Origin of the sequence: Acidovorax sp. (genome assembly GCF_046339755.1) — a bacterium.
Taxonomy (GTDB): Bacteria; Pseudomonadota; Gammaproteobacteria; order Burkholderiales; family Burkholderiaceae_C; genus Acidovorax.
Genome location: NZ_JBKDTZ010000106.1, coordinates 1 through 11,322, shown reverse-complemented (window position 1 = coordinate 11,322; position 11,322 = coordinate 1). Strand labels below are relative to the sequence as shown.

Here is an 11,322-nt window from a genome sequence, read left to right as displayed (position 1 = left end):
TTCGCACCGGCTTGGGGCGTAAAAAAAGCCGCCCAAGGACTGCGTCCCTGCGGCGGCTGTTCGATCTGGCTCGCTCTTACTTGGTGCCAAAGATCCGGTCGCCGGCATCACCCAGGCCCGGCAGGATGTAGCCATGGTCGTTGAGCTCGCGGTCGATGGCGGCGGTGAAGATCGGCACGTCCGGGTGCGCCTTCTGCAGCGTGGCCACGCCCTCGGGCGCGGCCAGCAGGCAGACGAACTTGATGGAACGCGGGTTGAGCTTCTTGAGCCGGTCCACGCAGGCGGCGGCCGAGTTGCCGGTGGCCAGCATGGGGTCGACCACGATGATGTCGCGCTCGTCCATCTCGGACGGCATCTTGAAGTAGTACTCCACCGGCTGCAGCGTGGCCGGGTCGCGGTACAGGCCGATGTGGCCCACGCGCGCGCCGGGCACCACGTTGAGCATGCCGTCGAGAAAACCGTTGCCCGCGCGCAGGATGGAGACCAGCACCAGCTTCTTGCCGTCGATCACCTGGCTGGTCATGGTCTCCAGCGGGGTCTCGATCTCGATGTCCTGCAGCGGCATGTCGCGCGTGACCTCATAGGCCATGAGCGTGCTCAGCTCGCCCAGCAGGCGGCGAAAGCTGTTGGTGCTGGCGTCCTTGCGGCGCATCAGCGTGAGCTTGTGCTGGACGAGGGGGTGCTTGATGACGGTGACGTTGTTGGTAGCGGTGCTCATGGCGCGGCCTTTGTTATGCAGAGGTGAATGAATAGCGGTGGCCGTATTTTGACGTCCCTTTGGCTCTTAGGCGTGGAAACTGGCGTGACCCAACACCAGTGGCCCCGCGGAGCCGGCTTTGCCGGGCCGCCGGGGCCGCCCCCTGAGGGGGAGGCGACGCAGTCGCTTCGGGGGGAGTCAATCCCCCAGAAAGCGCGCATAGCGCGCCAAGTCCACATTCCCCCCGCTGATGAGGATGCCCACCTTCGCGCCACGCACGTCCACGCCGCCATGCCGTGCGCCGGCAAAGGCCAGTGCGCCTGTGGGCTCCACCACCAGCTTCATGCGCTCGGCAAAGAAGCGCAGGGCCTCGACGAGCTGCTCGTCGGTGGCGGTCACGATGTCCTCGGCCAGGCGCTGGATGATGGGAAAGGTGATCTGCCCGAGCGAGCGGGCCTGCGCGCCATCGGCAATGGTGTGCGGCGTGGGGATCTGCACCAGCTGCCCCGTGCGAAACGACTGCTGGCCGTCGTTGCCGGCCTCGGGCTCCACGCCCACCACGCGGCAGCCCGGCGCCAGGGCCTCGGCCGCCAGCAGGCTGCCGGCCAGCAGGCCGCCGCCGCCCACGCACACGAAGAGGTAGTCGAGGTCGGGCACTTCCTCCAGAAACTCCTTGGCGGCGGTGCCTTCGCCGGCAATTACATGCGGGTGGTCGAAGGGCGGCACCAGGGTCATGCCGCGCTCTTCTGCCAGCTTTTGGCTGATGGCCTCGCGGTCCTCGGTGTAGCGGTCGTAGGTGACAACCTGGGCGCCGTACTCGCGTGTGGCTGCCATCTTGGTGGCGGGGGCATCCTCGGGCATCACGATCAGGGCGGGCATGTCCAGCAGCCGGGCCGACAGGGCGATGGCCTGCGCATGGTTGCCGGCCGAGAAGGCCAGCACGCCGCGCTCGCGCTGTTCGTCGCTGAACTGCGCCAGGGTGTTGTAGGCACCGCGGAACTTGAACGAGCCCGTGCGCTGCTGGTTCTCGCACTTGAAGAACACCTGCGTGCCCAGCAGCGCGTCGGCCATGTTGGAGCGCAGCACATGCGTGTGGTGGGCCACGCCAGCGAGCCGCTGTGCGGCAGAAACAACATCCGCGTAGGTGGGCGGAGGGAGGCTGGCATTGCTCATAGTGGAATCTTTCAGGGCCGAAGGGGCTCAACTATTCCATCCATCATAAGACTGCCTGACTTTTGACCACAGGGGGAGCGCAAGGCCCAGAAACAGGGCGTGTGCCGCTATGAATATTGATGCCAGTCCCCCTGGGGCATGGATATACTGCCCCCTTTTTCCGACTTTCCCCAAGGGCCCACCATGTCCATCTCCCGCCGCATTGCCACCCTGGGCCTCGGCCTGGCCGCCTCGTTCGGTGTTTCGCTGGTTGCCCACGCGCAGGCCCGTGAACTCACCGTGGCCTCCAGCGCGACCTATGCACCCTTCGCGTTCGAGAACAAGGACAAGCAGATCGTCGGCTTCGACATCGACATCATCAACGCCATCGCCAAGCACCAGAATCTCAAGATCAAGGTCGTGAACACGCCCTGGAGCGGTATCTTCGCGGCGCTGAACAATGGCGACGTGGACCTGGTGATCTCCGGCGTGACCATCAACGACAAGCGCCGCCAGAGCTACGACTTCTCGGCCCCGTACTTTGCGGCCCACCAGCTCATCGCCGTGCCCAAGGGAAGCACCGTGGCCTCGCTCAAGGACCTGGCGGGCAAGAAGATCGCCGTGGTGAACGCTTCCACGGCCGACGACGTGGCCTCGCGCGAATTCGGCAAGACCAGCGCCAACATCCGCCGCTTCGAGAGCACGCCGCTCATCATCTCCGAGCTGGCCGGCGGCGGCGTGGACGCCGCCATCGGCGACAACGGCGTGATCGCCTACCGCGTGAGCCAGAATGCAGCGCTCAAGACGGTGGAAGACCCGTCCTTCCCCGAAGAAGGCTTCGGCATCGTCGTGAAGAAGGGCGACAAGGCCCTGCAGGACAAGCTCAACGCCGGCCTGGCCGCCGTGCGCGCCGATGGCAGCTACGGCGAGATCTACAAGAAGTGGTTCGCAAAAGAATACAAAGGCCGCTGAGCCGGGTTCCGATCAAGTCACTTGCAGCGGCCGCCATGCGGCCGCTTTTTTGTTTTCTGACGAAGGGTTGTCGCGCTGCGCGCCCTGGGTAGAAGGAGAGAAGCATGGAGCAACCCGAATTGTGGTTTGGCTGGTTCCGGCCGGACATCCTGGTGGAGTACCGCGAGCTGTTCTTCAAAGGCGCCTGGATGACGCTGTGCATGACGGTCATCTGCGTCACGCTGGGCGGATCGTGGGGCCTGGTGCTGGCCCTGGCGCGGCTGGCGCAGGCGCGCCATGCGCCGTGGAACTGGGTGTGCCGCTTTCTGCTGCGCTGGCCGTCCACCGTGTATGTGAGCTTCTTCCGCGGCACGCCTCTGTTCGTGCAGATTTTGCTCATGCACTTTGCGGTGATGCCGCTGTTCATCCACCCGGTGTCGGGCCTGCTGGTCGATGGCGACCTGGCGCGCACGCTCAAGCAGGAGCATGGAGCGCTGATCTCGGGCATCGCGGCGCTCACGCTGAACTCGGCGGCCTACATCTCCGAGGTGTTCCGTGCCGGCATCCAGTCGATTGCGCGCGGGCAGTCGGATGCCGGACGTTCGCTGGGCTTCACGCCGCTGCAGGTGCTGCGCTACGTGGTGCTGCCCCAGGCCTTCCGGCGCATGCTGCCGCCGCTGGGCAACAACATGATCGCGCTGCTCAAGGACACGTCCCTGGTCTCGGCCATCGGCCTGGCCGAGATGGCCTATGCGGCGCGCACGGTGGCAGGCGCCTATGCGCGCTACTGGGAGCCGTACCTGGCGATCTCGCTGGCCTACTGGTGCATGACGCTTGCGCTGACCACGGTGCTGCGCCGCCTGGAATACCGCTTGGCGCGCAGCGACCGGAGTTAGCCGAGTTCAGAAAAGCGCTGCAGGGGTGTCAGCGCAGGGAAGTCCCCCGCGCGCTTTTGCTTCATCGCCGTGACCGATTCCTGCACGTGCCGGTTGCTCCAGATGGTGCCCTGCAGCCATCCCATCTGGCGCAGGCTGTCCTCCACCGAGTGGTCGCGCGCATAGTTCACGGCCTGCTTGGTGCCCCAGATGGCCACGGGCGGCTTGCTGGCGATCTCCGCTGCGCACTGCAGCGCGGCGGCGACCATGGCCTCCTGCGTATCGAAGACTTCGTTGACCAGGCCATGGGAGAGGGCCTTCTGTGCGGGCATGCGCCGGCCGGTGTAGGCCAGCTCCTTGACCACGCCCATGGGAATGAGCTTGGGCAGGCGCTGCAGCGTGCCCACGTCGGCCACCATGCCGATGTTGATCTCCTGGATGCAGAAGAAGGCGTCGGCCGTGGCATAGCGGATGCAGCCGGCCGTCACCATGTCCACCGCACCGCCGATGCAGCCGCCGTGGATGGCCATGATCACCGGGATGCGCAGCTCCTCCAGCCGCGTGAAGGTGTGCTGCATGTCGGTCAGCAGGTCGAAGATGGCGGCACGGCCCTCGGGGCTCTGGTCGTCCATGGTGATGGCGCCGCCAAAGGTCTCCAGCGCCATGCCGGCGCTGAAATGCTTGCCGGTGCTGCTGATGACCAAGGCGCGCGCCTCGCCGCTGCGGTGCAGGTGCACCAGCACCGCATCCAGCTCGCGCCAGAAGGTGGGGTGCATGGTGTTCATGGCCTCGGGCCGGTTCAGCACCAGGTGGGCCACATGGCCGGTGGTGGTCAGGGAGAAGCAGGTGAGTGTGGGAGCAGCAGTGTTCATGGGCGAACACTGTAGGCCCCGTGCCCGCGCCGTCAAGGTCGCGTGTGCGACTGAAGAGGGGCGGCCTCGGGTTTGCCAGCATCCGCCGCGTGGCGGATGGGGCAGGGCGGCGGTCAGCCGTCGGTGGTTTCCGTGGCGTCTGCCAGCTCGGGCACGGGCATCCGGCTGGCCAGGATCTTGTCGATGGTCTTGCCGTCCATGTCCACCACCTCGAGCTTCCAGCCCTCCCACTCCACGGTGTCGGTCACCTTGGGCAGGCGGCCGGTCAGCAGCATGATCATGCCGCTCAGGGTGTGGTAGCGGCCGCGCTCTTCCTCGGGCACGGAATCCAGGTTCAGCCGGTCCTTGAGTTCGGGCACGGGGATGTGGCCGTCCAGCAGCCAGCTGCCATCCTCGCGCTGCAGCGCCCACGAGGTCTCGGGGTCGCGCGGCTGGAACTCGCCGGTGATGGCCTCGATCAGGTCCTGCAGCGTGACGATGCCCTGCACCTCGCCGTACTCGTCGATCACGAAGGCCATGTGCACGTCCGACAGGCGGAAGTTGTCGAGCAACTCCATGCCGGTGATGGTCTCGGGCACGTACAGCGCCGTCTGCAGCGGCTGCTCGGCCAGGCTGTGAGCCTTGTCGCGGATGGTGCGCGACAGCCACTGGCGCGCATTGAGCACACCGCGGATGTTGTCCATGCCGCCGCGCACCACCGGGAAGCGGGCGTGGTCCGACTCCTCGATGATCTTCAGGTTCTCCTCGAAGGAGAGGTCCAGGTCTAGGCAGACCACGTCGCCGCGCGGCACCATGAGCGAGCCGATCTGGCGGTCGTCCAGGCGGAACACGTTGCGCACCATGGTGTGTTCGTGCGATTCGATCACACCGGCCGTCGTGCCTTCGACCAGCATGGCGTGGATCTCTTCCTCGGTCACCGGGCTGCCGCTGGTCTCCTTCACGCCCAACAGGCGCAGCAGCGTGCGCGTGGAAGTGGACAGCAGGATGACGAAGGGCTTGGTGGCCACCGCCAGGAAGTTGATGGGGCGCGAGACCAGGCGTGCAAAGGTCTCGGGGTGCGACTGGCCGATGCGCTTGGGCACGAGTTCGCCCACGACGATGGAGAAGTAGGTGATCAGCACCACCACCAGGCCCGTGGCGGCATAGCCACCATAGGGGGCGGGTACGCCCAGCGAGGCCAGCCAGGCGGCCAGGGGGGCTGCCAGGGCGGCTTCGCCGACGATACCGTTGAGCACGCCGATCGACGTGATGCCGATCTGGATGGTGGAGAGGAAACGCGTGGGGTCTTCGCCCAGCTTCACGGCAGCGGCAGCGCCGCTATCGCCCTCATCAATCAGCTTTTGCAGCCGGGCCTTCCGTGCCGTGACCAGTGCGATCTCCGACATGGCGAACACGCCGTTCAAGAGGATGAGGGCGAAAAGTATTGCGATTTCCATAGACAGGGAACAGACAGTTCCCTTGAAGTTGAGAAGCTGTCCATTGTACGGGTGTGGTTATTGCCGGGGGGCTGAACGGATATTGGGGTCCCGATCAGGGTACTTGCAAGGACCGTGCTCAGTCCCCCCCACCACCGCCGCATCCCCCGCCGCCACAGCCATCGCCCCCGCTGCCGCCATCGCTGCTGTCGCTGGAGCTGCTCGACGAAGAGGAGTTGTCCGCGCCGCCGAAGTCATTCGAGCTGCCGCTGTGGCTGCCGTCCGAAAAGCTGGTGCCGCAGTAGGTGCCGCTGCCATCGCCGCCGGCGGCGCTCCGGGCCAAAATGTTGCTGCAGTCTGGCACGTAGACGAAGCCGCCGGCAATCGCCATCTTGGCGTCCAGCGCAAACAACAGGGGCAGCCGGCTCGGGGCCTTGGGGTTGATGGCCTCGTCCTTGCAGGCCCAGAACCAGGCGCGGCGCAGGCCATCGTTGTTCTTTGCCTTGGCGCCCAGGGCTTCGGCCGGCGTGTGGTGCAGAAAAAAGCCCAGCGCGTTGTGGCACCAGGTCTTGTAGGCCTGGGTGTGCAGGATGAAGTCATGCCACAGCGCATCCACCGCCTTGGATGGCATGGCCACGAACTGCTTGCGGCTGCGCATGCAGGCCATGAAGAACTGACGCAGCCCGCGCTCCACCAATTCGCAGTCCTTCTGGCTGAGGTGCGGGTAGGTCTCGCGCAGCTTGCGCTTCAGGTAGGCGGGCAGTTTCGCTTCGCGGATGTAGCGCTCGCGCACCGTGCGTGTCCATTGCACCACGATGGCGGTGACCACCACCGTGCACACCAGGTAGATGGCCCAGCGCCAGTTGGGCCGCAGCAGCCCCGCAAAGGCCGCCACCGCGGCCAGGGCCCACACTGCAATCGCCAGTTGCACCACGTTGCCGCCGTAGCGCACCAGCAGGTTGTCGATCTTGCCCATCGGCTTCCCCCTTTGACCTTGTTGTGTGTCTGTTTTCCGGGGTTGTACCTCTTTTTCAGGGGGCGGATGTGACTATTTTTTGACGGGCTCACCGCCGCTTGCCACCACCGCCAAACACGCTGCCGAGCACGCCGCGCAAAATCTCCTTGCCCAGCGTGGTGCCCATGGTGCGCACGGCCGACTTGGCCATGGTCTGGGCCAGGCCGTCGCGCTTGCCGCCGCGCGGGCCGGTGGAGCCGAACAGCACGTCGTTCAGACCGCCCAGCAGGCCGCCGCCTTCCTCTGCGGGCGCGGCCACCGCGCCGCCCTTGCCGGCCGCGGCCTGCTGCGCGCCGCCCGCATCGGCCGTGCGGCCCTTGAGCTTTTCGTAGGCCGACTCGCGGTCCACCACCTTCTCGTACACGCCCGCCACCAGCGAGCTGGCCATCAGCGCCTGGCGCTGCTGCGGGGTGATGGGGCCGAGCTGGCTGCCCGGCGGCAAAACAAAGACGCGCTCGGTCACGCTGGGGCGGCCCTTGGCGTCGAGAAAGCTCACCAGTGCCTCGCCCACGGCCAGTTCGGTGATGGCGGTCTCGATATCGAGGCCCGGCTTTTGCCGCATGGTGGTGGCCGTGGCCTTCACGGCCTTCTGGTCGCGCGGGGTGAAGGCGCGCAGCGCATGCTGCACGCGGTTGCCCAACTGGGCCAGCACGCTGTCAGGAATGTCGAGGGGGTTCTGCGTGACGAAATACACGCCCACGCCCTTGGAGCGCACCAGGCGCACCACCAGCTCGATGCGCTCGACCAGCACCTTGGGCGCCTCGTTGAACAAGAGGTGGGCCTCGTCGAAGAAGAACACCAGCTTGGGCTGCTCGGGGTCGCCGATCTCGGGCAATTGCTCGAATAGTTCGGACAGCATCCACAACAGGAAGGTTGCATACAGGCGCGGCGCGTTCATGAGCTTGTCCGCCGCCAGGATGTTCACCACACCGTGGCCATCGACGGTCTGCATGAAGTCCTGGATGTTGAGCATGGGCTCGCCGAAGAACTGCGTGCCGCCCTGCTGCTCGATCTGCAGCAGCCCGCGCTGGATGGCGCCCACGCTGGCCGCGCTCACGTTGCCGTACTCGGTCGTGAATTCCTTGCTGTTGTCGCCCACATACTGCAGCATGGCGCGCAGGTCCTTGAGGTCCAGCAGCAAGAGGCCGTTGTCGTCGGCGATCTTGAACACCAGGTTGAGCACCCCGAGCTGCGTCTCGTTGAGGTTGAGCATGCGCCCCAGCAGCAGCGGGCCCATGTCCGACACCGTGGCGCGCACCGGGTGGCCCTGCTCGCCGAACACGTCCCACAGCGTGGTCGGGCAGGCCAGCGGGGCGGGCAGCTCCAGGCCGCGCTCCTTGAGCGTGGCGGCCAGCTTCTCGCCGATCCTGCCGGGCTGGCTGGCACCCGTGAGATCGCCCTTGACGTCGGCCATGAACACCGGCACGCCAATGCGCGAGAAGTTTTCGGCCAGGGTCTGCAGCGTCACCGTCTTGCCGGTGCCCGTCGCCCCGGTGATGAGCCCGTGCCGGTTGGCCAGCCCCGGAAGCAGGTGGCATTCGGTGGTGTCGTGCTTGGCTATCAGGAGTGGTTCGGCCATGGTCGGATTCCGCATCGTTGTGGGTACTGATTCGATAGCATAGGGGACAAAAGGAGAGGGTTGGGATGAATGCAAAGAAGCTTTTTTTGGAAGGGGCTCGCTCCTGGATGCTTTTCCGGGCGGGAATCTGCAGTTTTGTCCTGATCGCAGTATTGGCTGCGTCAAATGCGGTAGCGAGCTTTCCCGTCAGCGTCGGTGTGAGCTTGACGGGCCTTGCCTATGTCGACTCGAGTCCGGACACCGTGTTCGGCATTAATCTCAGCAACGGCATATTTATCTCGACTGACCGTGGTTCTTCCTGGCGTGCGTTGAATGCAGGCCGTGGGTTCAGCAAGATCCTTATGGATCCCCACGATCCGAACCGAATATTGGCCCTGCGCGAGTTTGGGTCAAGCCAAAACACCCAGTACCTCGAATCTGTGGACGGTGGCCGCACCTGGAATGAGAGGCGCGTGAAGTATGGCCTCCAGCCGGGGCGCTTCGAGGGTTTTGCGGTGCACCCTTCCCGACCGGGCCTTTGGATCGCTTTGCTCGGTGGCGAGACATGGGCAAGCCGGAACAATGGTGCGTCCTGGGAGGTGGCACCAAATCCGGCGGGGTCGATAATGCAGAGTGCTCTGTCTGCCAACGGGGAGGCGTTCTACATAGCTACAGACAAGAACGAGGTCTGGAGATCTGAAGACGGTTTTGAGTGGCATCCCACCAACTTTCCAGCGGGTCACAGACCATTGCGTATTGCCTCCCTTGCAGGCGACCGTGTGCTGGTGAAGTCTGAAAGATACTGGTGGCTTCGCGAGAAATCAGGCCCCTGGGAGCAGGTTTCCATGTTGTCTCCTTACGAGACGCGTGGAAAATTTCTGGACCATTGCCATCCACCCCTTCAATCGCCCGCCGATCCGGCATACCTGTTTGCCACCTGCACAAATAGGAACAAGTATCCCGGTGGAGTATCGACTTCGCAAGACTTCAGCACGCAGCTTCACAGCATGGATGGAGGTTTGACGTGGTCGGCTGCGGGAGGGAGCGGAATGGCCGATTCCTGGCATCCTTCTGCCATTGCCTTGCATCCGCGGGATTCATCGGTCGCATTGGTGGCTTGGGTTGAAGGGCAGGTTTACCGCACGATGGATCGGGGTGCGAGTTGGCAGTATTCCGACAGGGGGTTGCGTTTGCTTCAGCCGGGCAATGATCTTCCTGCAGAGTACCGCCTTTTTGACTTCCCGAGGGAGCGGCGCTTGAACCAAGCGGTCATGGCGCACGACATAGAGATCGTCAAGCAGATAGCTGTTGAGGGAGCCCGCATGGATGAGCGCGGAGGGGATAAGGGTTTGACCGCGATAGATTGGGCTCTTCAATTGGGTGGCAAGGTGGAGGCTCGCGGCGAGCGTATGTACTGGGAGTTGCGGGCGCTGGGAGCTCCTGTGCCGCCGCAAACGCACCCTGCCTCAGTGTCGACGATGGAATCGATGGCCCGGGGCAACTTTGGCAGTGTATTGGAGGACATGGTGCGGTCCGGTTGGCGCCTGACAATGGGTGTTGGCGAGGCGGCATCGCCTTCGGTGCTCAAGCGCTGGTCCTCGCGCCATTGCACTTCTGGCAAGGTAAGGGAGGCCACTTTGCCGTGTCCCCCATCTCTTCTGGGGCGACCCTTGGCTTTTTGGGTGGATTTGCATCTTTCCATCGTTTCACCGGGGGAGAGCGCTCAGATGATTGTCGATCTGGCGCAGTTGGGCGAACTATCGCTGGCTTCGCGTGTCGCACTCTTCGATTCTGGCAGTTACGGCGATCCCAAGGTGATTCGGCACTTGTTGCTTTCGCTGCCTGCCGATGCATCTGCGCTGCGGCGCAAGATTGCGGCAGATTACAAAGGACGCTTTGGTGACATAAGCGCCAGGGGAGATATTTATGGCGCATTGATCGGTGATCCGGGGCCCGGAAATTGGGTCTTGGACGTTCTGCCTGTTGATCGCAGTGCCTTGGAGCCAGGTAATGCGGCAATATTGGTCAAGGCTCTTTTGGGCTCTGTCGGTAGGCCCGATTGGGTCAGGGCGCTTGTGCTCGGGCATGCGGGTCCCAGAATTGATGCCAAAGGCTGGCAAGAAGTATCTGACTTCCTTGTTCTCAGTTGTGATCCGCAGTTGGTGGCATCGGCTTTGAAGGCGGGCGTACGTTTTGCTGCATCAGTGGCCAGTGTGGATCAAAGTTCCGTGAGAGTTGCGCTCAGGAAATGTGCGGATGACAGGCCCGCACGGTTTGATGCCTACCTGGGACAATTGCACCATGCAGGCCTGAGGCTGCGCTCATACGAGTGGTGGGATCTCGGCGCGGCGGAGGTGGCGGCGCTTCTCAGGTTTCCTGGTCACTCGGCCTATCGGGGCGTCACCTCGCCTGCGGCCGACGTGGGCATGATGATCGTTCAGGAGCAACAGGGCGAGGGATTTCCCAGGGTGGAATATGTGATCGAAGGCTCTCCTGCTCAGATGGCCGCTATCCGCCCTGGTGCCAGGCTCGTGTCTATTGATGGAGTGCTAACGCGTGGAATGGCGTTGAACCAAGCTCTCCTGCGTCTGCGGGGGGCGGTGGGCTCGCCGGTTGCTCTGACGGTCATAGGGGAAGACGGCCGACGGGAGACTGTCAGAAATTTTGTGTTCAGGGCATAGCATGACGACAGGAGCATGTATGCCAAGCAAGTTGAACAAGCCCAAGAGGGTAGCGCCAGCGCTACCGTCCATCCCCAAAGAGATCCTTGATCAGTTCGGCCAGGGG

The 11,322-nt window shown here is 64.2% G+C and carries 9 protein-coding genes; 3 read left to right on the top strand and 6 right to left on the bottom strand.

All coding sequences use genetic code 11. The features are described 5' to 3' along the window. Positions 1-76 precede the first annotated feature (76 nt). Together upp and ACK59X_RS08475 are read right to left on the bottom strand one after the other, a co-directional pair. On the bottom strand, positions 77-718 hold the full coding sequence (upp, locus tag ACK59X_RS08480; protein WP_409956455.1) for a uracil phosphoribosyltransferase: 642 nt from the start codon (positions 716-718) through the stop codon (positions 77-79). Positions 719-895: 177 nt separating this feature from the next. Beyond that, on the bottom strand, positions 896-1,870 hold the full coding sequence (locus tag ACK59X_RS08475; RefSeq protein ID WP_409956453.1) for a threo-3-hydroxy-L-aspartate ammonia-lyase: 975 nt from the start codon (positions 1,868-1,870) through the stop codon (positions 896-898). Positions 1,871-2,053: 183 nt separating this feature from the next. Between ACK59X_RS08475 and ACK59X_RS08470 the strand changes: the two genes are divergently transcribed. Then, a complete protein-coding gene (locus ACK59X_RS08470) occupies positions 2,054-2,821 on the top strand; it encodes a basic amino acid ABC transporter substrate-binding protein (RefSeq protein WP_409956451.1) in 768 nt (255 codons plus the stop codon). Positions 2,822-2,925: 104 nt separating this feature from the next. Continuing rightward, entirely contained in the window at positions 2,926-3,696 is a 771-nt protein-coding gene (locus tag ACK59X_RS08465; RefSeq protein WP_409956449.1) for an amino acid ABC transporter permease, read from the top strand. Here ACK59X_RS08465 and ACK59X_RS08460 read toward each other — a convergent pair. From ACK59X_RS08460 to ACK59X_RS08445, 4 genes are all read right to left on the bottom strand, one after another. Beyond that, positions 3,693-4,547 carry an enoyl-CoA hydratase-related protein gene (locus ACK59X_RS08460; RefSeq protein ID WP_409956447.1) on the bottom strand — a complete coding sequence of 285 codons (855 nt, stop codon included), beginning with the start codon at positions 4,545-4,547 and terminating at the stop codon, positions 3,693-3,695. The two genes, ACK59X_RS08465 and ACK59X_RS08460, sit on opposite strands and share 4 nt — an antisense overlap. Positions 4,548-4,660: 113 nt before the next feature. After that, positions 4,661-5,983, bottom strand: coding sequence for a hemolysin family protein (locus ACK59X_RS08455; RefSeq protein ID WP_409956445.1), 1,323 nt, complete (start codon positions 5,981-5,983; stop codon positions 4,661-4,663). Positions 5,984-6,101: 118 nt separating this feature from the next. Beyond that, on the bottom strand, positions 6,102-6,938 hold the full coding sequence (locus tag ACK59X_RS08450; protein WP_409956443.1) for a glycine-rich domain-containing protein: 837 nt from the start codon (positions 6,936-6,938) through the stop codon (positions 6,102-6,104). An 88-nt stretch (positions 6,939-7,026) separates the two neighbouring features. Continuing rightward, positions 7,027-8,556, bottom strand: a complete 1,530-nt coding sequence (locus tag ACK59X_RS08445; protein WP_409956441.1) for a helicase HerA-like domain-containing protein — start codon at positions 8,554-8,556, stop codon at positions 7,027-7,029. Between the two features lie 65 nt (positions 8,557-8,621). On the opposite strand from ACK59X_RS08445, the gene ACK59X_RS08440 reads away from it, so the two are divergent. After that, the gene (locus ACK59X_RS08440) at positions 8,622-11,216 is read left to right on the top strand and encodes a PDZ domain-containing protein (protein ID WP_409956439.1); all 2,595 of its coding nucleotides are present in this window, start codon (positions 8,622-8,624) and stop codon (positions 11,214-11,216) included. The last annotated feature ends 106 nt before the right edge of the window (positions 11,217-11,322 follow it).